The organism is Methanothermobacter sp. (genome assembly GCF_030055435.1).
In the GTDB taxonomy this organism is placed as follows: domain Archaea; phylum Methanobacteriota; class Methanobacteria; order Methanobacteriales; family Methanothermobacteraceae; genus Methanothermobacter.
The window spans coordinates 199,065-221,486 of record NZ_JASFYG010000004.1; the positions used below are offsets into that span (position 1 = coordinate 199,065).

Genomic DNA, 22,422 nt, shown 5'->3' on the forward strand with positions numbered 1-22,422 from the left:
ATAATATATAAAAGGGATATAAATTCCCGCTGGAAAAGAATCTTTGATTCGTGGAGGTTTCATGATAGAGGTGGACTCTGTCTCTAAAAGCTTTGGAAGAATAAGGGCCCTTGATAACCTCAGCTTCAGTGTGAGGGAAGGGGAACTCATGGGCATAATCGGCCACAACGGTGCCGGTAAGACCACCGCAATACGGATAATAGCAGGGATACTGCACCCTGACTCTGGAACGGTCCATGTGGGTGGCTATGATGTTACCAGGGACCCCCTCAGGGTTAAAGCAATGATAGGTTATCTTCCAGAGGAACCCAACCTCTATGAGCGTTTCAGGGCTGCGGATCTCCTGAGGTACTTCGGTGAACTCTATGGTGTCCCCGGCGATGTGCTGGATGATAGGATATACGAGTTACTTGAACTTGTGGGTATGAGTGAACGTGCAGAGGACCCCATAAACACATTCTCCAAGGGCATGCGGCAGAGGATCGGGATAGCAAGGGCCCTCATACATGACCCTCCAATCATAATATTCGATGAGCCCACCATGGGCCTTGACCCGGCGACAGCATTCTCAATAAGGGAATTCATAAGGGAGCTGAAGGGCTCAAGGACCATGATACTCTGCACCCACTACATGGAGGAGGCCGACTACCTCTGTGACAGGGTTGCCATAATAAACAGGGGTCATATACTCGACATTGGAACACCTGATGAACTCAAATCCAGGGTCCGGGGGGACCTGATACTTGAAGTTAAGGTCTCAGAGCCCTCACTGGTCAGCAGAGAATCTCTTATGAAGGTAAGTGGTGTTAAATCCATTGAAATCGATGGTAAAATCATCAGGTTATCCCTTGGTAGCCGTGAATCCATAACAGAGGTTATAGAGAATATTCCTGGAACTGTCTTCAGTGTGAACACCCGGGAGGCAACACTGAACGACGTGTTCATACAGAGCCTGAAGGGGTCCTAGATGAATCTCCTAACAGTTACAAAATGGGAACTCAGGGGAACATTCAGAAGCCGTAAATTCCTCTTCATATTCATATTCCAGATATTGGTACTTTCACTCACCATATTCATGTTCAGTGGCTTCATTGAGATGATTGGCGAGGGAAGCACATTCACCCCCTCCCTCAGGGGTTTTGCAGAGCTCAGTGTCACCGACCCCGCAGGTATCATCTCCGGGCAGCTGAACCCCGACGTCCTCTATATACATGGGGGTGCAGAATCCAGGCTCGTGGTCGATAACTTCACCGGCATCCCCCTGAATGCAACACTCTACCTTGACTATTCTGATCCAAGAAGGACCGTTGTGAGGGACGAGGTGGAAGCCGCGGTTGAAAGGGCCTCCACCATTATAACCAGGGAACTCATTGAAACCCCGAAGCCGAGACCTGAGGTCCGTGAGGAGACAAGGGGTGAGGCCCTTCCACTTCAGCTTGTGAGACGGGTCATGGTTTCCATTCTCCTCTTTCTCCCGGTTTTCCTGTTCGGAAACCTCGTGGTGGACAGTATCGTGGGTGAAAAGGAGAGGAAAACAGGTGAAGCCCTTATTGCAATGCCCATAAGGCGTTCTGAGATAATCATCGGGAAGTGCCTCTCTGTTGCCGCGACGGTGGCTTTGCAGGTGGGTGTATGGTTGATCCTCATAATGGCGGCCGGTTTCCAGATAAGCAACCCGGCAGGTGCCTATCTAACCGTTGTGCTCTCATCAACACCCATCATAGGGCTCACGGCACTCATATCGGTCTATGCAAAGAACTACCGTGAGGCAGGGATAGGTATAACCTTTGCCTACATAATCGCAGCAGCATACCTGATTGTGCCGGCCCTCGCCTACATGGCGGGTTCCTCAGGATCCCTCTCACCCATGACCCTCACAATAAAGTTGATATCAGGAGTTAACCTGAATGCAGCTGACCTCATACCGCCCCTCTTCTCAATCCTCATACTCAACATCCTCTTCTATGGCCTTGCAGTCAGATTATTCAGCAGGGATGATGTGGTTTTTGGTCCAAGACCCGGTATTTTAAGGTTGATGGTGAGACCATGAAACTGAAGGCCCTTACAGTTAAGGAAGCACGGGACATATTCTCAAACAGGATCTACATGCTGCTTGTCCTCGTGCAGGTCATAATAATACTGGGTGCCTATGGACTTGCAGTTGTAAGTTCAGTTGCAGCGGATCCAGAGCTCATTGGAAAGTGGGGTGGTTCCAGGTTCCTCAAGGTGGGTGTTGTGGGGGATGAACGTCTGCTCATTGAGGGCCTTGAAAGGGAGGGTCTGGGTGTTACGAGATTCCAGGACCTCACTGATGCCAGGAAAAGTCTGGGTTCAGGGGTGGTAGCCATTGTCTACACCAGCGGTGGGGATGTCCGTATCGAAGCAGACACCGGCAGTGCATTCTACACCATCATGAGCGAAAGGCTTCAGCGTGCCGCCTCCTGGTACGCAGAGCAGAAACAGTTCAGGGAGGCAGGTATTCCAGCATCCACAGTCAAAGCCCTTGAGAATCCCGTTAAACTTAAAATTATCCCCATTAACAGGGAAAGGTATGCTCCCCTTGCAGTTGAAAGCTCCTACTTTGTGGAGATAATGTACGGGTTCATAATACCCTTCGTGGTTTTCCTCCCATTCTTCCTTGGTAGTAACATTGTAACCGACAGCGTGGTTGGCGAGAAGGAAAGAAAAACCTTCGAGGTCCTCCTGATGGTCCCTCTATCCGAGACCAGCATCATTCTAGGTAAGATAACCCCTGCACTCATTTTTTCATTCATTCAGAGCCTCCTGTGGCTCGGGATAGTGATACTCCTTGGGGTGCCGGTTTACAATATCCCCCTAATGTCCATCATAATGTTCCTCACGGGACTGGGGTTCACAGGGACTGGCCTCTTCATATCCATCCTTGCAGACAGCACAAAGGAGGCCAACTCTGCCATCACTGTGGTGCTCTTCTTTGCGACATTCCTGCTCTTCGTGCCCCTCTTCATGGATATGGGGATCCTCAACCCCATAATACGCTTCATACCCAGCATCATAATGGTCAAACTATCATCGAGCCCATATCTAAATCCAGGTCTCATATATGACATGTTACCGGCGGCATTTTTATCTGTAATCCTCTTTGTGGCTTCAGTTGTCTCATTCCGGAGGGAGGGAGTCATAAGACTCTGAGCTTCACAAAAACCATATTCTCTTGTCTCATCAGGTGGATAAAACTCTGACTGTCACCATCAACCTGCCACAAAGCCCTTACTGAGTTGTTTCATCAAGTGATAAGACTCTGAATCCTCACAAAAAATCTGTTCAGTGGACGAGGAGCAGCATCATAGCCCCGGCACCGATGGGAATGGTTATGTTATCCTCAACCGGGGTGTAGGCCTCCACCAGCATGCCTGCAATAGCCCCTGTGAGTGCGGTTATGGGGTCAAGGAAAAAGAGGGCCCCCAGGAACCCTGCTAAAAGGAAGGCTGCTGAACCCTCAATGCTCTTATCAGGGTTAAAGGGGAGGGGATGTGAACCATACTCCCTGCCGATGATTGTGGAGAGTGAGTCACCCAGGGTGAGTATTATAACTGAGGCACTGGCCACTGAAATGTTAAAACCAAAGAGGGTATATGTGAGGGCCATTCCCAGAAAGTAGTAGATGAAGCCCCTCTCGGTATCATCCCTCCGGCAGCTCCTGAGAACATAGGAGAAGAAGGGGAGGGTGAACCTCCTGTCAAGCTGAAATATCAACTCACCCATGAGTGCTGCTACAAGGGAGAGGGCCACCATGGGGAGGGAGCCAAGGTAGCCTGCAAGGATCACGAACACTATGCCTGCTGCATGTATGATCTGCCTGAAGAACTCCCTTCGGTACCTCAAAAAAACACCTATGTGGACATGTATGCCTCAATAACCCCATGGTAGGCATCATAAATTTCAGATACATCCAGTGCCACATCATCAAATTTCAGGGTGCTACCACCAGTGGTTCCTATGACAGCACAGGGCACTTCAATTTCCTGGATTATCTCCTCCACGGATCCCGTCAGGGTTAGGATGTACCTTCCATTTGATTCAGCGAATAGGGCCTCATGGATGTTACTGAAGCTTCCAGGGATCTTCCCTGTGTCTATGGTTGCCCCGATACCAGACTTTATGGTCATCTCAGCGACTGCAACCCCTATACCACCTGCTGAACAGTCATGGACTGCCGTTACCTGATCCCCGAATCTTTCAATCATCTTCCTGACTGAGTTTGCAGCGTCAAATTCTGCCCTGAGATCTGTTTCGGGTGGCTTACCATCAACAATGCCATGAACTGTCCTGAGGTACTCTGAGGCGCCCAGTTCAGGTTTTGTATCCCCGATGACGAGTATCTTCTCGCCCTCGGCCTTGAAGTCCATTGTCTTTATGCTATCAAGTGGTAGCCTCCCTGCGACTCCAACCACGGGGGATGGGTTCACTGTGACCCCCTCGGTTTCATTGTAGAAGCTCACGTTACCGCTTATTACCGGCGTGCTGAAGGTCTCTGCCATGTCAGCCATTCCCCTCACACATTCCCTGAACTGCCAGAAAACCTCCGGTTTCTCCGGGTTTCCGAAGTTGAGGCAGTCCACTATGCAGAGTGGCCAGGCGCCCATTGAAACAACGTTCCTTATTGCCTCCCCAACAGAGGCTGCGCCGCCACCGTATGGGTCCAGCTTTGTGTGGATGCTGTTGCAGTCAACGGTGAGTGCAACTCCAGTCTCATCGTCGATCCTGAGGACCGCTGCATCATCACCAGGTTTCACAACGGTCCTTATCTGAACCTCATGGTCGTACTGGCGGTAAACCCACCTCTTGCTTGCAATGTTAGGTGATGAAAGGAGTTTAAGGAGCGCTTCATTGAGAGGGGGGTGCTTGACCTCCACTTGCCCCTCAGGTAGATCTGGTTTTTTTGCCTCCCTTTCAATTACAGGTGGATCCGCGAGGAGCTTTGCTGGCAGGTCCGCTATAACTTTCCCTTCGCTTTCAACGATCATCCTCCCGGTATCTGTAACCTCCCCTATGACCGCGGCTGGGAGCTCATATTTCCTGCAGATCTCCATTGCCTCATCAACCCTGTCAGGGCTGAGAACAAAGATCATGCGCTCCTGCGACTCTGAGAGCATTATCTCATAGGGTGTCATTCCCTCCTCTCTGAGAGGTATCGCCTCCAGGTTGACCCTTGCACCGTTATCACACTTGGCCACGAGTTCAGAGATGCAGCACGTTAAACCTCCGCCCCCGAGGTCCTTCACGCCTGAAACCTCTATTTTCTCCATTATCTCAAAGCTTGCCTCCATCACCATCTTCTTGGTGAAGGGGTCGCCGACCTGAACCGCTGGTCGGTCCTCCAGTTCAGATGAACTTGTGAGTTCCTCAGATGCGAAGGTTACGCCATGAATTCCATCCCTGCCTGTTCTACCCCCCATGAGGAGAAATACATCGCCTGGCCGCGGGGCTATCCCCCGTTTTATCTCATCCTTGCGCACAAGGCCTGCGCACATAACATTCACCAGGGGGTTCAGCTGGAAGTTATCATCAAATTCAACCTCGCCTGCGACGGTTGGAACCCCCACACGGTTCCCGTAGTCGGATATACCCTTAACCACATGTTCAAAGAGGTACCTTGATTTCTGGTCCTCAAGGTATCCGAATCGAAGTGAGTCAAGGAGGGCTATGGGCATGGCGCCCATTGAGATTATATCCCTCAGAATCCCGCCTATACCGGTACCTGCACCCCCATATGGTTCTATCGCAGATGGGTGGTTGTGGCTCTCAATTCCAATGGCCATGGCCAGCTCATCGGTGACCTCAACCACACCGGCGTCATCACCGGGGCCTATGATTACCCCCTCACCCTCGGTTGGGAAGAGGCCGAGGACCGGGCGGCTGCTCTTGTATGAGCAGTGCTCAGAGAACATCACATCCAGCATCCCGTATTCGAGGGGATTAGGATCCCTCCCAAGTTCTTTTCTTATGAATTCAATCTCTGAATCTGTTAAAACCATTTTCACACCTTATCTGAAGGTTTTATGGATATTATAAGGTTTTCATCTGATATCTTCCATTCCTTGGTGTATTCGAGTTCGGTGTAATCAAAGGAGAGATGGCTGGCCCTGACCTCATTCTCAACGAATTCCCTCTGGGGCTCGGTCAGTTCCCTGAATTCTGGGCTGCATTTCACTGAAACCTCTATCCTGGCCTCAACGTCCAGGTCAAGGTCCTTCCTCATATCCTGGATCCTCCTTACAAGTTCGCGGGCCATTGCCTCACTCATTATCTCAGGTGTGAGTTCCGTGTCAACGAATACACTTCCGCCCTCGAACTGTGCATTCACGATGTTCTCAGGGAGCTCTGTCTCAAATATTATATCATCGGGTTCCAGGACGATTATTCTACCGTCCAGTTCAACCCTGAAGCTTCCCTCTGATTCCAGTGCGGCTTTAACCTCAGCGCCATCCGCCTCCTCAAGTTTTCTCATGACAGGTGGCATGTCCTGCCTGAGCTTTGGACCCAGGGTTGCGGGGTTTGGTCTAGCTATTATCTTCATATCAGGGAATTCGGTTGAAGTCCTGATGGACTTGGCGTTGGCCTGTTCCGCTATAACCCCTTTGAGGGATTCAGCGGCCTCCAGAACCTTCTCATCCTCTGATACCACAACTATCTCCCTTACAGGCCATCTCAGCTTGTACCTTGCAGTGTCCCTTGCCCTTGCACAGGCCTCTATTATCTCGCGGACGATGTCCATCTCCGCCTCGAGTTTGCCGTCCACCGCATCCTCACTCACCATCCAGTCCAGCATGTGTATGCTCTCAGGTGAGTCGGGTTCAGCCCCCCTCACAAGGTTCTGGTAGATGTCCTCGCATATGTGGGGTGCTATGGGTGAGAGTGTCACTATCAGTGTCTTGAGGGCTGTGTAGAGGCTGTGGTAGGCTGCCAGCTTGTCTGGGTCGTCCCTCTCTATCCATGTGCGGCTCCTTATGAGCCTTATGTACCAGCGGCTGAGGTCCTCCACTATGAAGTCGTGAATTTCACGGGTTGCCCTGTGGAAGTGGAGGTTATCTAGGGCCTCTGTCACCTTCAGGGCCACAGAGTTAACCCTTGAGATTATCCATCGATCCTCATCCCTGAAGTGGAGGTCCTCCAGTTCATGGTCACCTGGCTGGAATCTGTCAAGGGACATGTAGGTTGTTGCAAAGACGTAGACATTCCAGAGTATGTTGAACATCTTGTTAACATTCTTAAGTTCGTCCCATACGAATTTAAGGTCCTCCCATGGCTTGTTGGCCCATAGAAGGTAGAACCTCAGGACGTCTGCCCCGTACTTCTCTATGACATCCTCAGGTTCAACCACGTTCCCCAGGGACTTGCTCATCTTCCTGCCCTCTTCATCAAGGGTGAAACCGTGCATGAGCACCCGCCGGTAGGGCGTCTCATCGAGTGCTATCACACCACAGCCAAGCTGTGAGTAGAACCAGCCTCTTGTCTGGTCATGTCCCTCGGTTATGAAGTCGTAGGGGAACCATTCACTGAAGAGTTCCTTCTCTCTGGGGTAGTGCAGGGCTGCCCACCCTGCAACCCCTGAGTCTATCCAGACGTCCAGGACGTCGGGTGTTCTCCTCATCCTGCCCCCGCATCTGCCGCACTCGAGTATTATCCTGTCCACGTGGGGCCTGTGGATGAAGTCCCCCTCAAGCTGACCCTCAACAGCCAGCTCCCTGAGCTCCTCTATTGATCCAACAACGTGTATGCTTTCACAGTCCTCGCAGATCCATATGGGGATGGGTATCCCCCAGTAACGCTGCCTTGAGATGGTCCAGTCCCTCGCATTCTCTATCCAGTTCCTGAACCTGCTCTCCCCTGCCCATGACGGGATCCACTGTACCCTGTCAAGTTCACTGAGCATTTTATCCTTTATCTCTGTTATCTTGAGGAACCACTGCTCTGTGGCAAGGTAGATTATGGGTGTCTTGCATCTCCAGCAGAACCCGTACCTGTGACTGATGGTCTCTGCCCTCAGGAGGAGGTTCTTTGATCTGAGGTCATCTATTATGTCAGAATCAGCGTCCTTAACAAATTTACCATTATATTTCCCTGCTTCCTCAGTGAAGAGTCCTGCCTCGTCCACAGGGCAGAATACGGGGAGGCCATATTCTTTACCTATCTCGAAGTCCTCTGGACCGTGACCGGGGGCTGTGTGCACGCACCCTGTACCCTCTGTGAGTGTCACGTGGTCCCCCAGGATGACCCTGTGCTCCATGTCCCTGTGGCATGGCACCTCCTCATCCAGGGGGTGCCTGTAGGTGAGGCCCTCAAGTTCAGATCCCCTGACGGTCTTTATAATCTCCGCCTCCTCCCCGAGGACCTTCTCAACGAGTGCCTCTGCCATTATGTAGGTTTCCCCATGGAGACGGGCGTAGGCATAGTCAAACTCAGGGTGGACGGCGACGGCCATGTTCGCAGGGAGGGTCCAGGGGGTTGTTGTCCATACCAGTATATATGTGTCCCCTGAGACTGGGAACTTCACGTAGATGGAGGGGTCCTCCTTCTCATGGTAGTCTATCTCTGCAAGTGCCAGGGCTGTTTCACAGCGGGGACACCACGTTATCACCCTGAGATCCCTTAAAAGGAGGTCCTTCTCATGGGCCCTCTTCAGGGTCCACCAGCATGATTCCATGTAGGCGGGGTCAAAGGTCACGTAGGGATCATCCCAGTCCATCCAGACCCCGAGGCGCTGGAACTGGGATGTCATAACAGCCTTGTTTTCCAAAGCAAATTCCCTGCACTTCCTGACAAATTCCTCTATACCGATCTTATCCTCAATGTCCTTTTTGCTCCTGACACCCAGGATCCCCTCAACCTTGTGTTCTATTGGGAGACCATGGGTGTCCCATCCAGGCTGCCTCCTGACATTGAAACCCTTCATTGATTTGAAGCGGAGGTACGAGTCCTTCATTATCTTGTTCCATGCTGTTCCAAGGTGGATTCTTCCGCTGCAGTAGGGTGGGCCGTCCAGGAATGAATACCTTGGACCATTCTCCCTCAGTTCCTTCACGCGTTCATAGATATCCCTTTCTTCCCAGAAACTCTGAACCTTTTCCTCTATCACATGGGGCTTGTAGGATTTTTCGGCTTCCTGGATTGGCATGAATTTCTCCCTCAGATGGATATTAAAATGTCCTGAGCTGGCCCTTGACCAGCATCTCGGTTATGCTTGGTATGTCCTCGAGCCATGCGTCCATTACTTCCGAAACCTTTCCTGTGATATCATCCATGGTGTAGCCGTCCTCAAGGATCACCTGGGCTGTGGCGGCCTTGGGGTGGTCAATTGGCTTTCCTATCTGGCTGAGTATCATTATATGGACCTGTTTAACGCCCTCGATGCTTTCAACTATGTCTGCGGCCATCTGGTTTGAGAGCAGATTGTAGATCTTACCCACATGGTTTATGGGGTTCTTACCTGATGTTGCCTCCATGGACATTGGCCTGTTGGGTGTTATGAGGCCGTTGGCCCTGTTACCCCTTCCCACGGAGCCGTCATCACCCATCTCAGCGGAGGTCCCTGTAACTGTTATGTAAACGGATGGCTCATCGTCCTCGCAGCGGTCGGCTGTATTTACAAAGACCTCAAGGTTTCTCTCTGTGATCCCTGAGGCCAGCTTGAATACCTCATCCTTCACCACATTCTTGATCTCAAGGTATTCCTCGAGGTCTGATACGTATCTGTCCACCATTGCACAGGCAACTGTAAGGGTTATATTGTCGTTTTCCCTGAGACCCATGACCTTTATGTCCTCACCCACTGCGGGGTATTTCTTCTTGAATTCAGGGGAGTTGAGGAGGTTCTCTGTCTCCATCACTATTCTCTCGGTCTCTGAGAATGGTGCGAATCCAACCCCGAATGATGTGTCATTTGATAGGGGTGCTCTTCCCTTCCTTGCAAAGACGTCCCGGAGGTCCCCTGAACCGTGCCCGATCTTGCACTCCACCACGGTGCAGGTTTCAACATCAAGGTTTATTATGCTGTCCCTTAGGTACTCCTTGGCTGCTGATATGGCTATCCTGTCAAGGCCTATCTTCTCCCCATCAACCTCGGCGATGCCCCTTCCTGTGAGGAGTATCTCTATGGGTTTTATGACTTCACCGCCTCCAAACTGTGGTGCGGATTCTCCGGCTGTTATCTGTACCTCGTCGGTGTTATGGTGCATTATGGCACCGAATCTGTCAAGGTAGGCGTTGCAGAGGGCCCTGCTAACTGATTCAGCGATCCCGTCACTTATACTGTCAGGGTGTCCTATGCCCTTCCTTTCAACTATCTCCACCTTCTGGTCCTCGATTGGTGTCTGGTTAAGGGGTTCAACGATAATATTTCTCACACTGATAACCTCCTGATGAATATGCACAGTAATGGTTTATGGTTTTGAGCTGATGATATAAATAAATATAACACAGTGTTTTCAGGAGAATCCATGATGGAGAAAGAGGTGTTCAATAAGACAAGGGGCGTTACTCTTGGTGCTGTGAGGTTTGCAGATACATTCTTTTCACGTTTCAGGGGTTTGATGCTCAGGAGGAACGTTGATACGGGACTTGTACTTGAAATACCCGGGGGACGTGGAAGATACGGTTCAGGGATACACATGTTTTTCATGCTGGTCCCGCTTGACGTTCTATTCGTTGATGAGAATATGAAGGTGGTGGATATGGCTGAACTCAAACCATGGCAGGTCTACAATCCAGTGCAACCTGCAAGGTATGTTATAGAACTTAAAAAGGGAAAAATTGAGGAAACCGGGACCCAAATCGGTGATGTACTGGAATTTAAGGATATCTGAGATTCTGCCTCAGGGAACACTAAAATGTGAAATCCTGGAAGAGCTAGGATCCCCCCCTATTTTTTATCTCGGAGATTGCAACCTCCGCAACCCTCCGAACCATTGGGCTCTCATCCTCAAGGAGGCCCTCAAGGTCCTCGACTGAATCCTCATCACCGAGTATTCCAAGGGCCAGTGCACACGCGTACCTCACACCGGGTTTCTCATCTGAAAGATGTTCCCTGAGGGGTCCGACAGCCCTCTTATCATCAAAGGTTGCAAGGGCGAGTGCGGCCGCCTCCCGGACATGGTAGTCCTCGTCATCCAGTGCCTCTATGAGTGGTTCCACAGCCCGGGGATCTGCAACCTCTGCAAGGAGTTCAACAGCGTCCTCACGCACAACCCAGTCAGGGTTCTTGAGTTCCTCAAGGAGAAAATCTATTCTCTTACCCTCCATTAAAACACCCCCTACCCCTTTATTTCTGTTGCAGATGATAATTAAATTTTATGAAGGAGAAGGTACTGTACTTAAAATGTGCTTTTAGGGGGCTTGGAATGGTCAGAGGGTCTTTAGAATCTCTCCGGGCCCATCAAACACGGTTATACCCTCCATTGAGGAGAGCCTCTCTGTGTTTCTGATGTCCACCTCTCTCATGTGTATGGTTATTATCCTCCCGCCTGAGACGGCGCCATATGGACATGAGCTCTGACACAGACCGCAGCCCCTGCACTTGAGGAGCCTTATCTCAAACCCTGGCACTATGGCGTCCCCGGGACATGCCGCTGCGGCAAGGCACTGCTCGCATCTCCTGCAGATTTCAAGTTCAAGTTTTGATGGGAGGACCGTTTCAACGTCCCCCTCCTCAAGGTCCACCGGGACGCAGTATACCGGCACTCCCCCCTTACCTGCCTGGGCCACGGCGTTTGTCACAAGTGTGTCTGCTATACCATGAACTATCTTGGCCACGGTATTGGATGTTACAGGGGATACCACAAGAAGATCATATCTACCCATGGAAAGTCTGCCTGTTATTGGGAAGCTGTAGCCCTCGTCACTTTCAAGGACAAGTTCCCTGTAGTATCCGCCAGAAAGTTTCCTGACCCTCTCAAAGAGGCCGTACATCCTCAGAACCTCCTCTGCGGCACCTGATAGGAGTATGGTTACCTCGTGGCCCCCTGAAACAATCTCCTCCAGTGCCTCCACACTCTCAAGGAGGAGGTGCCCGGCCCCTGTGAATGCCCAGGCAATTCTCATCTAAAGGATCTCCATGTACTTGTAGGCCTCTGACTCCTCAAAGGCGTAGTGAACCTTTGTATAGGAGGACATGAACTCTGAGACCTCTTCCTTAACGTCCCTACCATCAATAACAACCTTCTTTATGTATTCTGCAACCTCTGACATCTCTGGCTCCTTCATGCCACGCCTTGTTATCTCCTGTGTACCTATCCTTATTCCTGATGGGTCGTCTGAGCTGTTAACATCGTCCCATGGGAGAAGATTCTTGTTGAGTATTATGTTGTTAGCCTCGAGTTTCTTGGATATTTCGGCGGCCCTGCCAATGTCTGATACATCCATCACCACCTGATGGGATTCTGTGAAGTCGAGATGCTCACAGAGTACGTTGAATCCAAGCTCATTGAGGTTCTCTGCGAGTTTCTTTGCGTTTCTGATTGTCTGTGCCGCGTATTGACTTCCAAACTCAAGCATCTCTGCGGTTGCTATTCCAAGTCCAGCAACGTGGTGGAGGTGATGGTTACTCACAAGTCCCGGGAAGACAGCCTCGTCTATGTCATCTGCAAGTTCCTCCCTGCAGAGGATTATGCCACCCTGGGGTCCGGGAAAAGTCTTGTGTGTGCTTCCCACCAGCATATCGGCGCCCTCTCTGAGGGGATCCTGGAAGTAACCGCCCGCGATGAGGCCAAGAACATGGGCGCCGTCGTACATTATCCTCGCACCCACCTCCTCTGCGGCCTCAACAGCCTCCTCCACAGGGTGGGGGAAGAGAAAGAGGCTTCCGCCAAAGAGTATTATCCTTGGTTTGACCTCAAGGATCTTCTTCTTCATTGCATCGGCGTCTATGTTCATGTTTTCAAAGTCAAAGGGGTGGGTGTATATTTTGAATCCCCTGACACCGGCTGCACTGACCTTGGCATGTGATATGTGGCCGCCGTATGGGACCTCCATGGCCATTATGGGGTCGCCAACATCTGCAGTTGCAAAGAAGCAGGCGAGATTAGCCACGACCCCCGATGTTGGCTGGACATTGGCATGCTCTGCCCTGAAGAGTTTCTTTGAGAGTTCAATTGTGATCTCTTCAATCTCATCTATGTACCTGCATCCCTCATATAGCCTCTCACCTGGAAGGCCCTCTGCATAGCGGTGTGAAAGGTCGGAGATGAGGGCCTCCTTGACCCTTGAGCTGGTTATATTTTCACTTGCTATGAGGTTGATGCTTGACTCCATCCAGCTATTATGATCCTTCATGAGATCTCTTATCCTCTCGGTATAATCCTGATTGCTGACCATGAAAATCATCTCCATTAGGAAAATAGTTAAAATTACAATATAAAATTGGTGCCGCTAATACTTGCAGCCACATGAGACCAATGAATCCTGCAAGATGCGAAACAGACGGCTACAGAAATAGCATTGAAACAGAATCAAATCAGAGAGATAAAAGAAAAGGTTTTGATGGGTTTAGCCCATCTATTTTGAAGCGGGTTCGTTGAGTGCAGCTTCGATCTGAGCCATGATCTGCTCTGTTTTGAAGTGCTGCTGGTCCATTGCACCTGATGGACAGGCTGCCACACAGGTACCGCAACCCTTACAGAGGGCCACGTTGACGTTGGCGTGCCCTTCCTCTATGCTTATGGCACCGAATGGACATAGCTCAATGCAGACCTCACAAGCACCGCAGACGTCGGAATCTGCAACTGCGATTATTGGCTCAATTTCCACTTCACCCTTAACCATTGGTATTGCTGCACGTGCAGCTGCACCTGAAGCCTGTGCAACAGCATCAGGGATGTCCTTTGGACCCTGAGCCACACCTGCAAGGTACACACCGTCTGTCAGTGTGTCAACAGGCCTGAGTTTTGGGTGTGCTTCCATGAGGAAGCCGTCTGCAGATTTGGATAGACCGATCGTCTGCCTCAGTGTCTCTGCACCCTCTGGTGGCACGAGACCAACACCAAGGACAACCATGTCGTAGTCGTACTCTGTGACCTTGCCGAGGAGTGTGTCCTCAGATCTCACTGTGAGTGTGAGGTCAGGGTTTTCGATGATTTCAGCAGGTCGTCCCCTTATGAATTTGATTCCGTATTTCTCCTGTGAGCGTTTGTAGAATTCCTCGAATCCTTTACCGAATGCCCTTATGTCCATGTAGTATAGTGTGACCTCTGTGTCAGGCATTTTGTCCTTGATGAGCTGCGCGTTCTTCATGATGTACATACAGCAGACACGGGAACAGTAGGGTTTTCCAATCTGTTCGTCCCTTGAACCGACGCAGTGGATGAATGCAACTCTCTTTGGTTTTTCACCGTCTGATGGTTTGAGGACCTTACCGTCGGTTGGACCTGATGCGTTGATCATCCTTTCGAGTTCAAGACCTGTTATGACGTTGGTGTGTCGGCCGTAACCATATTCGAGTTTCTCTGTGGGGTCGTAGGGGTCGTATCCTGTTGCTACGATTATTGTACCAACTTCGATTTCGATTTCCTCTGGTTCCTGGTCGTGTTTAACGGCTCCCCTTTCACAGACCTCATCACATAGCATGCACTCTATACAGTAGTCCTTGTCGATTGTTGCGCAGAGGGGGACAGCCTGTGGGAATGGTATGTAGACAGCCTTGGTCATACCGATTCCCTCGTCGAAGTAGTTTGGCATTTCAATTGGGCATACCTCTACGCAGGAACCGCATCCGGTACAGAGGTCCTCGTCTATGTACCTTGGTTTCTTCTCGATTTTGACCTTGAAGTTACCTATGTAACCATCAACTTCCTTAACCTCGGCGTAGGTTATGAGTTCAATGTTGTCGTGTTTACCCACATCCACCATTTTTGGTGCAAGGATACACATCGAACAGTCGAGGGTCGGGAAGGTTTTGTCCAGCTGACCCATTCTTCCTGAGATGCTTGGCCTCTTTTCAACCATGTAGGTCTTGAATCCCATGTCGGCCAGGTCAAGGGCAGCCTGTATACCTGCAACCCCTCCACCAATGACCAGGGCTTTATCACCCACACTAACCTTTGATGCCTCGAGTGGCTCCAGGAGCCTTGCCTTGGCAACCGCCATCCTCACAAGGTCCTTGGCCTTTTCTGTTGCGCCCTCAGGGTTGTCCATGTGGACCCATGAGTCATGCTCCCTTATGTTTGCGAATTCGAAGAGGAACTGGTTTAGTCCTGCCTCCTCAACACATCTCCTGAAGGTTGGTTCGTGGAGCCTTGGGGAACATGCAGCCACAACTACCCTGTTTATACCGAGTTCCTTGATGTCCTTCTGTATCTCGAGCTGACCTGGGTCAGAGCAGTAGTACTTGTAGTCCCTTGCAACCACAACGTTGGGTAGTTTCGCAGCGTAGTCCCTCACAGCCTCAACGTCGACCACACCGCCGATGTTCACACCACAGTGGCAGACGTAAACACCGATTCTTGGTTCTTCCATTGTTTCTTTTTTTTCTTCTGCCATTAGATCACCTTGCATAGAGATATCTAGCAATGAAATTTATTTGATGTAAGGTATAGCACAGTACTAAATAAATATTTCTATCAAAAACTTTAAGTAAGATTTATATAGTATTATATTTATTTTATAAAAGGGCTAAAATTTAAAAAAAATTTTCATTATATTCCGAATCCAAAATAAATTTTTTTAGAGTATGATGGACCATAATGGCAGTGACACGAGACACAGTATTGTGCTCATGAATATGCACGATGATACAAGGTCTACGTCAAGGTCATTCTCAATTGCAAGTACCGCTGCAAGCATGGCCGAGGGCATTGATGCCTCAAGGACCGTTACAGAGAAGTCCAGACCCTTAAATGATAAGAGGTAAACGATAAATGCGGCAATAAGAGGGGATACTATGAGCCTCAGGGCACTCACAAATGTAGCCTCAGCCAGCGAATCCTTCAGGAACCTGAAGTTCAGTGAAAGACCAAGTGAAATCATTATGAGGGGAACCGCTGCACCGGCTAGATAGCCAAGAACCGTACCTGCAATTCCCACAGGTAATCCCATCATGTTGAAGGTAACCCCCAGTATGAATGCCCAGAGGGGTGGGAAGGTGGCTGCCCTTTTAACGACTGCAGTCCCCTCAGCCCCTGAAATAACTGACAGTATGAGTCCAAGGGATGTGAACATAACTGTTGTACCTGTATCATAGAATATTGCCCTCAAAAGACCCTGAGATCCGAATATTCCCTCAGTTACAGGGTAACCCAGGAAACCTGAATTCATCATCGCCGCGGCAACAATTATCCCCCAGGTTTTCCTGGAATCCAGACCCCTCCTTTCTGCCCACAGGGACGCTATGGCTCCAGATAATGCCCCGGTGGTTATACAGACCAGTGGTATCAGAAAGAGGTCCGCTATTCCACTCAAGTCGGCCCTGTAGAGTGACGTGAATATCAGTGAGGGTATTGCAAGGTTTATGACAATCCTGTTGAGGGGTGATGCATCCTCCTCCCGCAGTATGCCCTTCACTTTAAATACATGGCCTGTGAGTACAAGTATCAGTATGGATAGAACCGTTTCAAACGAGCCCATAAAAATCAATAAATTAATGGGGGTTAATCGACTATACCTGCTTCTGTTATCTTGAAGACACACTCACCCTCCGGGAGGTGGGGGCTGTCAACAAGCCTCGCTATCCTCTTACCTGCAAGTCCCTTCTTGAGCCACAGGCGGTAGGTCGCTGCATGGCCCAGGACGTGTCCGCCTATCGCCTTTGTGGGGCTTCCGAAGAAGGCGTCGGGTCTTGCCTGAACCTGGTTTGTTACGAAGACAGCTGCATTGTAGGTGTTTGCTATGTTCTGGAGGGTGTGAAGGTGCTGGTTGAGCTTCTGCTGCCTTGTTGCCAGGGCCTCCCTTCCAACATACTCCGCCCTGAAGTGGGCTGTGAGGGAATCTACGATGACGAGGCGTATGTTCTTGCCCTCCTGTATGAGCTCATTCACCTTCTCTGCCATGAGTATCTGGTGACTTGAGTTGAATGCCCTTGCAATGTGTATCCTGTTGAGAACCTCCTCAAGGTCCAGTTCAAAGGCGTTGGCTATCTGCTCTATCCTTTCCGGGCGGAAGGTGTTCTCTGTATCTATGAAAACTGCCTCTGCATCCAGGCCGCCCCTTTCCTCTGGTAGTTGCACAGTCACCGCTAGCTCATGGGATAGCTGGCTCTTACCTGACCCGAACTCTCCGAAAACCTCTGTTATTGCCTGTGTTTCAATCCCGCCACCTATGAGTTCATCCAGAGCCTTGCTCCCTGTTGTTATTCGGCCCACTTCCTTTCGGCGTTCCATCACATCAAAAGCGGTTTCAAAGTCTATTTTTTCAGCCCTTCTGGCAGCCTCTATCACCTTCTCAGCCACGCCCTCACCAATTTCCGCCTTCACAGAGAGTTCCTTGGCGGTGGCTGTGGCAAGACGCATCATGTCCCCGAATCCTGCGTCCCTTAATTTCTGTGCCGTTTTGGCCCCCACGTTTGGTAGATCTTCCAGTTCAACCATTTTAATCTCCCTTAAATTTCATTCTAAAATTCAATATTCACAACCTTTCTGGGTATAAATCTCGGTTCCTCATTGTATTCATCAAAATCCGCGTTTCCAATAACCTCCACAGTAACGCCGTTAAGGTCCTCAACCCTCTCCTCAAGGGCTGATTCATCTGCAGACTGGTTTATTATATCAACAACCTCCCTTGTGGACATCCCCAGGAGTTTCTCGGCCTCCCTTCCAAAGAATGTTATGAGTACCTCACCGGTATCATCCATGATCCTCCCTGGGATCATAAGGAGGTATCGGGGCTCATCCACAAGGGCGCCGCAGAAGTTACAGATGTTCTCGTCAGAGAGTTCAAGCCTCTCATTGCATGATGGGCACTTTATGGATAGAATTCTCCTCCCTGACATTTCTGTGAGTTCACCCTTTATCATGACATTTCTTGAATCCTCCTGAAGGTCCTCAATATTCACATGTGGGTAGAGGATCTCCTGGAGCTCCTCGAATGAGGGTAAACCCCTTATATCCCTCTCAGTTGCCGGTTCAATCCTTGAATTTCTTCCTATGCTGAGTTCAAGTCTCTCTCCACCCATATCATCCCTGTAGATTACACGGGGGTTTTCTATTCTCACCGCATCTCCAATGCTCAGTGGTTTCTCGGCAGCATCATCCCAGAGGCTTGCCCTTATGTATCCTGTGTCATCAGCAAATTCAACAGTTCTCACAAGGCCAGGTGTCCCGTCTTCCCTCTGGAACTCCCTGGGATCAAAGAGATCAACCACCCTTGCAATTATCCTTATGTTCCTGTCATCCTCCTCAAGTTCATCGATCTTCTTTGTGGTGTAGAGCATCTCCTCAAGCTCCTCAAAGGAGGGCAGGTTTTCAATATCCTCTGGTAGGGGCTCCACTATTCGTGTTGTCCTTCCTGTATTGAGTTCCACACTGTAAAGACCTAGCCTTATGCGTGCATTCTCTATTCTCACTGCATCCCCAACATTAAGGGGTTTTTCTGCCTTCTCGTCCCAGAGGCTGACCCTTATCTTGCCTGTCTCATCTGCAAGTTCCATTGACCTCACAATCCCGGTTCCGTCCTGCCTCTCAAATTCCCTCGGGTCGCTGAGGCTGAATATCCTACCTACAACATCCACCTCTTCACCCTCATCCTCCATTTCAAGTATCTCGGCTATCTTGAGGGGTCTCAGATGCTCCCTGTACTCCTCAAGGACCTTAAGGAGCGAACCATCAGATTCAGGGTTGACGGTGATGCGGGTGTTGAAGTTTGTGTTTATGCGGTATGACTGGTTGAACTCATCAAATTCAACCCTTGCACCGGATATCCTTACAATGTCCCCCTTGTTGATCCTCATGCGGGTGTCATCATCCCAGAGTGTCACCCTTGCAGAGCCTGTATCATCTGTAATCTCAATGGATCTTACAGAGCCCGTTGTTCCATCGTTCCTTTCAAATTCCACAGGGTCATGAACCCTTGTTACAAGGCCCATCACAGTTGCGCTCTCCATCTCATGGAGGTCCCCTATCTTAACCACCTTCTCACTGTACTCCGGGACATCATATTCCCCTGGCACAATCCTAGTGAGGCTGGTGTGTGTGAGTGTTACACTATCATCCCTTCTCCTTGTCTGGGCCCCCAGTATTTTAACCGCGTCTCCCTCCTTAAGACCAAGCTCCTCCACAAGGCTGACATCGTTGTTCCATATTGTGTATGTGGTTGAACCGGTTTCGTCCATTATGTTAAGGGAAATGAACCTTCCCTCACGACCATCCCTCTCAAAGGTCCTCACCCGGGATATGCCTGTTATTCTTGCGATGACATTGACCTGCTGATCCTCGGCAAGGTCAGAGATGGGGGTTATCTCCTCCCTGTATTCTGGAAAGTCCGGGAAATCCGCAGGGTCAAGGACCTCAACCCTTGACCTTGGCATCAAATGGGCTTCCTTTCTACCCCCAAATCCGCCCCTTATTCTAACATCCCTTATCCTGATTACATCGCCTTCATTGAATTTCTTGAGGAGTTTCATGTTCTCTGTCCAGAAAACTGTTCGAAGTTCACCTGTATTATCTGCGATGATAACATTGGCGAGTTTTCCCTCTCTCCCCTTCCTTGTTGTGAACGTCCTGGGACTTGATATCTTCATGACCCTTCCTGTCACCGGGGCCTCTGCACCCTCCTCAAGTTTGGATATGGTGTCCATCCTGTGCTCTTCCTTCTCCGATAGCATCGTATTTTCATCTCTGAGGATCTCATCAACCACCGTCGTTGCAATTGCAACATCATCCATGAATCCTACGTCCCCATATTCCTCTTTCCTTTTCTCTATTAGCTCCTGAAATTCCTCAAGGGACATTCTGTCCTTAATTCTCTCATATTCCCTCTTAAGTTCTTCCTTCATTTGGGTCCCTCACTTGATTAATAATATTATGCACCGTCTATAAAAGACTTGGTGAGGTCCTGGGAACTAATATTCCTGGAACTGTTACTACTGGTTGGTATTACATAATATTTAAATTTTATTATCAAAGTATTTATTAATAGTGGGTGAAAATATAACTGTAAAATTCAGTCGAGTTTTTCAGTATGAAGGTGGAATGCAGATATCCAGTGAACAGATGGGGACATTTGAACTTTAAGGATGCTCTAATTTTCACAGCCAGCCCCATGGATCCATTGCTGGAAATTTTATGATGCCTTCATCATATTCTGCTAAAGGAGGATAGAAGATGTCTATGACTGTTTCTGAGAAAATACTTGCCAGGGCTTCAGGTAAAGATCGTGTGGAGGCCGGTGAAATAGTTATGGCCAGTATAGATGTAGCCATGACCCATGACCTCACAGGGCCCCTGTCGGTTGAATCCTTTGAGAGGATAGGAAAAGACAGGGTCTGGGACCCTGAAAAAATCGTTGTGATATTCGACCACCAGGTACCTGCAGATTCCCTGGATGCGGCCCAGAACCACATGATAATGAGGGAATTCGTAAGGGAACAGGGCATAAAGAACTTCTATGATGTCAGGGAGGGTGTATGCCACCAGGTGCTACCTGAAAAGGGACACGTGGTGCCTGGAGAGGTTATCGTGGGGACAGACTCCCACACCTGCACCCACGGCGCCCTTGGGGCCTTCGCCACAGGTATAGGGTCAACTGACATGGCAATGGTCTTTGCCACCGGAAAACTGTGGTTCAGGGTACCTGAAACGATACGCTTCGAAATAAGCGGCTCACTCAGAAAACATGTGTATGCAAAGGACGTCATACTGAACATCATAGGAAAGGTGGGGGCAGACGGTGCCACCTACATGGCCTGTGAATTTGCAGGTGAAACCGTCGCAGATATGAGTGTATCAGACCGTATGGTGCTCTCCAACATGGCAATAGAGATGGGTGGTAAAACCGGGATAGTGGAGCCGGATGAAAAAACCATAAGGTACGTGGAAAGGAGATCAGATAAACCCTACAGGGTTTTCAGGACGGACCCCGATGCCCCCTCCCTCAGTGTCATGGAGGTTGATGTTTCCGACCTTGAACCCCAGGTGGCATGTCCCCACAACGTTGACAATGTGAAGCCCGTCAGTGAGGTGGATGTTGAGATAGACCAGGTTTTCCTTGGCTCATGTACAAACGGCCGCCTCAGTGACCTCCGGGATGCCGCTGCAATACTGAAAAACAGGGAGGTTGCAGACAGAGTCAGGATGCTCGTGATACCCGCCTCGAGGGAGGTCTACCGCAGGGCCCTTTCAGAGGGTCTCATTGAGATATTCGTGGACGCAGGCGCCCTGGTGTGCAACCCCTGCTGCGGGCCATGTCTCGGTGGCCATGTGGGTCTTGTGGGTCCAGGAGAGGTCAGCCTTTCAACATCAAACAGGAACTTCAGGGGCCGGCAGGGAAGCCCTGAGGCACAGGTATACCTATCATCCGCGGCGGTTGCAGCTGCCTCTGCAGTAACAGGCAGAATCACCCACCCTGCTGAACTTGAATAGTGGAGGTGCTTATATATGAAAGGAAGAGTCTGGAAATTTCCTGACAACGTGGACACCGACATAATCATACCCGGCAGGTACCTTGTGATGCGGGACCCTGAAAAACTCAGGGAACACGTCATGGAGGGCCTCGACCCTGAATTCCCCTCAAAGGTCAGACCAGGGGACTTCATAGTTGCCGGGAAGAACTTTGGATGTGGATCATCAAGGGAACACGCCCCCCTCGCCCTCAAGGGTGCTGGAATAGCCGCTGTTATTGCAGAGTCCTTTGCCAGGATATTCTACAGGAACGCCATAAATGTGGGTATACCACTCCTTGAGGCGCCAGGAATAACAGATAAACTCAATGAGGGTGATGAGATAGAGGTGGACCTGGAAAGGGGCGTTATAATACGGGGAGATGAGGAATTCCCCTTCAATAGACTCCCTGATTTCATGGTGGAAATACTTGAAAGCGGGGGTCTCATACCTTACCTCAGGAAAAAGGGAAAATTTGACGGGTGAATACCATGAAGATAGCCGTTATACCAGGGGATGGTATCGGTAAGGAGGTCATGGAGGCCGCCCTCCACGTTCTCAAAGGACTGGAACTTGAATTGGAATTTGTGTATGCAGATGCAGGGGATGAGTGCCTTGAGAGGACAGGAACGGCCCTTCCAGATGAAACAATTGAAATCATCGGTGAGGCAGACGCCACCCTCTTTGGTGCCGCAGGTGAAAGTGCAGCAGATGTTATAGTTAAATTAAGGCGTGAATTTGATCTTTTTGCGAATTTGAGGCCTGTGAAGTCCCTACCGGGTGTCCCGTGCCTCTACCCTGACCTTGACTTTGTCATAGTGAGGGAGAACACAGAGGACCTCTATGTGGGTGATGAAGAATTCAC

18 protein-coding genes are annotated in these 22,422 nt (G+C 50.0%); 7 read left to right on the forward strand and 11 right to left on the reverse strand.

The genetic code is table 11. From position 1 onward, the window contains the following. Positions 1-61: 61 nt before the first annotated feature. Genes QFX30_RS06290 through QFX30_RS06300 form a run of 3 tightly spaced genes read left to right on the forward strand, consistent with a single transcriptional unit; the run spans position 62 to position 3,171 of the window. A complete protein-coding gene (locus tag QFX30_RS06290; RefSeq protein ID WP_300477612.1) occupies positions 62-967 on the forward strand; it encodes an ABC transporter ATP-binding protein in 906 nt (301 codons plus the stop codon). Beyond that, a complete protein-coding gene (locus tag QFX30_RS06295) occupies positions 968-2,050 on the forward strand; it encodes an ABC transporter permease (protein ID WP_300489711.1) in 1,083 nt (360 codons plus the stop codon). Further along, positions 2,047-3,171, forward strand: a complete 1,125-nt coding sequence (locus tag QFX30_RS06300) for an ABC transporter permease (RefSeq protein ID WP_300489714.1) — start codon at positions 2,047-2,049, stop codon at positions 3,169-3,171. The genes QFX30_RS06295 and QFX30_RS06300 overlap by 4 nt, the downstream gene beginning before the upstream one ends. Before the next feature lie 132 nt (positions 3,172-3,303). Here QFX30_RS06300 and QFX30_RS06305 read toward each other — a convergent pair whose 3' ends face one another. The 4 genes from QFX30_RS06305 to QFX30_RS06320 are packed head-to-tail and all read right to left on the reverse strand — an operon-like array spanning position 3,304 to position 10,385. Further along, a complete protein-coding gene (locus tag QFX30_RS06305; protein WP_300489716.1) occupies positions 3,304-3,864 on the reverse strand; it encodes a diacylglycerol/polyprenol kinase family protein in 561 nt (186 codons plus the stop codon). A gap of 8 nt (positions 3,865-3,872) precedes the next feature. Continuing rightward, entirely contained in the window at positions 3,873-6,017 is a 2,145-nt protein-coding gene (gene purL, locus QFX30_RS06310) for a phosphoribosylformylglycinamidine synthase subunit PurL (protein WP_300489718.1), read from the reverse strand. 2 nt (positions 6,018-6,019) lie between these two features. Next, positions 6,020-9,157, reverse strand: a complete 3,138-nt coding sequence (gene ileS / locus QFX30_RS06315) for an isoleucine--tRNA ligase (protein WP_300489721.1) — start codon at positions 9,155-9,157, stop codon at positions 6,020-6,022. A 22-nt stretch (positions 9,158-9,179) separates the two neighbouring features. Continuing rightward, positions 9,180-10,385, reverse strand: coding sequence for a methionine adenosyltransferase (locus QFX30_RS06320; RefSeq protein WP_300489726.1), 1,206 nt, complete (start codon positions 10,383-10,385; stop codon positions 9,180-9,182). Between the two features lie 93 nt (positions 10,386-10,478). On the opposite strand from QFX30_RS06320, the gene QFX30_RS06325 reads away from it, so the two are divergent. Next, entirely contained in the window at positions 10,479-10,844 is a 366-nt protein-coding gene (locus QFX30_RS06325) for a DUF192 domain-containing protein (protein WP_300489729.1), read from the forward strand. A gap of 43 nt (positions 10,845-10,887) precedes the next feature. Here the strand turns inward: QFX30_RS06325 and QFX30_RS06330 are convergent, their stop codons facing one another. From QFX30_RS06330 to QFX30_RS06360, 7 genes are all read right to left on the reverse strand, one after another. Continuing rightward, the gene (locus QFX30_RS06330) at positions 10,888-11,280 is read right to left on the reverse strand and encodes a HEAT repeat domain-containing protein (protein WP_300489732.1); all 393 of its coding nucleotides are present in this window, start codon (positions 11,278-11,280) and stop codon (positions 10,888-10,890) included. 102 nt (positions 11,281-11,382) lie between these two features. Further along, positions 11,383-12,078, reverse strand: a complete 696-nt coding sequence (locus tag QFX30_RS06335) for a dihydromethanopterin reductase (acceptor) (protein ID WP_300489735.1) — start codon at positions 12,076-12,078, stop codon at positions 11,383-11,385. Continuing rightward, positions 12,079-13,350: a serine hydroxymethyltransferase gene (gene glyA, locus QFX30_RS06340; RefSeq protein WP_300489738.1), complete on the reverse strand. Its 1,272-nt coding sequence runs from the start codon at positions 13,348-13,350 to the stop codon at positions 12,079-12,081. A 180-nt stretch (positions 13,351-13,530) separates the two neighbouring features. Further along, on the reverse strand, positions 13,531-15,510 hold the full coding sequence (gene hdrA / locus QFX30_RS06345; RefSeq protein WP_300489741.1) for a H(2):CoB-CoM heterodisulfide ferredoxin reductase subunit HdrA: 1,980 nt from the start codon (positions 15,508-15,510) through the stop codon (positions 13,531-13,533). 183 nt (positions 15,511-15,693) lie between these two features. Beyond that, positions 15,694-16,593, reverse strand: a complete 900-nt coding sequence (locus QFX30_RS06350) for an AEC family transporter (RefSeq protein WP_300489743.1) — start codon at positions 16,591-16,593, stop codon at positions 15,694-15,696. A 23-nt stretch (positions 16,594-16,616) separates the two neighbouring features. Then, positions 16,617-17,552: a DNA repair and recombination protein RadA gene (gene radA / locus QFX30_RS06355; RefSeq protein WP_300489746.1), complete on the reverse strand. Its 936-nt coding sequence runs from the start codon at positions 17,550-17,552 to the stop codon at positions 16,617-16,619. A 23-nt stretch (positions 17,553-17,575) separates the two neighbouring features. Further along, positions 17,576-19,954: an OB-fold nucleic acid binding domain-containing protein gene (locus QFX30_RS06360; RefSeq protein ID WP_300489749.1), complete on the reverse strand. Its 2,379-nt coding sequence runs from the start codon at positions 19,952-19,954 to the stop codon at positions 17,576-17,578. A gap of 328 nt (positions 19,955-20,282) precedes the next feature. On the opposite strand from QFX30_RS06360, the gene hacA reads away from it, so the two are divergent. The 3 genes from hacA to QFX30_RS06375 all read left to right on the forward strand — a co-directional run. Further along, entirely contained in the window at positions 20,283-21,539 is a 1,257-nt protein-coding gene (gene hacA, locus QFX30_RS06365; RefSeq protein WP_300489752.1) for a homoaconitase large subunit, read from the forward strand. Between the two features lie 15 nt (positions 21,540-21,554). After that, entirely contained in the window at positions 21,555-22,043 is a 489-nt protein-coding gene (locus QFX30_RS06370; RefSeq protein WP_300489753.1) for a 3-isopropylmalate dehydratase small subunit, read from the forward strand. A gap of 5 nt (positions 22,044-22,048) precedes the next feature. Further along, positions 22,049-22,422 (forward strand): isocitrate/isopropylmalate family dehydrogenase (locus QFX30_RS06375; RefSeq protein ID WP_300489756.1); only part of this gene is annotated, 374 nt, incomplete at its 3' end.

Excerpts from the sequence above, each read along its gene's own strand:
- QFX30_RS06300 (WP_300489714.1), top strand. The coding sequence starts at position 2,047 with ATGAAACTGAAGGCCCTTACAGTTAAGGAAGCACGGGACATATTCTCA.
- QFX30_RS06335 (WP_300489735.1), bottom strand. The coding sequence starts at position 12,078 with ATGAGAATTGCCTGGGCATTCACAGGGGCCGGGCACCTCCTCCTTGAG.
- radA (WP_300489746.1), bottom strand. The coding sequence starts at position 17,552 with ATGGTTGAACTGGAAGATCTACCAAACGTGGGGGCCAAAACGGCACAG.
- hdrA (WP_300489741.1), bottom strand. The coding sequence starts at position 15,510 with ATGGCAGAAGAAAAAAAAGAAACAATGGAAGAACCAAGAATCGGTGTT.
- QFX30_RS06370 (WP_300489753.1), top strand. The coding sequence starts at position 21,555 with ATGAAAGGAAGAGTCTGGAAATTTCCTGACAACGTGGACACCGACATA.
- QFX30_RS06290 (WP_300477612.1), top strand. The coding sequence starts at position 62 with ATGATAGAGGTGGACTCTGTCTCTAAAAGCTTTGGAAGAATAAGGGCC.
- purL (WP_300489718.1), bottom strand. The coding sequence starts at position 6,017 with ATGGTTTTAACAGATTCAGAGATTGAATTCATAAGAAAAGAACTTGGG.
- hacA (WP_300489752.1), top strand. The coding sequence starts at position 20,283 with ATGTCTATGACTGTTTCTGAGAAAATACTTGCCAGGGCTTCAGGTAAA.
- QFX30_RS06360 (WP_300489749.1), bottom strand. The coding sequence starts at position 19,954 with ATGAAGGAAGAACTTAAGAGGGAATATGAGAGAATTAAGGACAGAATG.
- QFX30_RS06330 (WP_300489732.1), bottom strand. The coding sequence starts at position 11,280 with ATGGAGGGTAAGAGAATAGATTTTCTCCTTGAGGAACTCAAGAACCCT.
- ileS (WP_300489721.1), bottom strand. The coding sequence starts at position 9,157 with ATGCCAATCCAGGAAGCCGAAAAATCCTACAAGCCCCATGTGATAGAG.
- glyA (WP_300489738.1), bottom strand. The coding sequence starts at position 13,350 with ATGGTCAGCAATCAGGATTATACCGAGAGGATAAGAGATCTCATGAAG.
- QFX30_RS06350 (WP_300489743.1), bottom strand. The coding sequence starts at position 16,593 with ATGGGCTCGTTTGAAACGGTTCTATCCATACTGATACTTGTACTCACA.
- QFX30_RS06325 (WP_300489729.1), top strand. The coding sequence starts at position 10,479 with ATGATGGAGAAAGAGGTGTTCAATAAGACAAGGGGCGTTACTCTTGGT.
- QFX30_RS06295 (WP_300489711.1), top strand. The coding sequence starts at position 968 with ATGAATCTCCTAACAGTTACAAAATGGGAACTCAGGGGAACATTCAGA.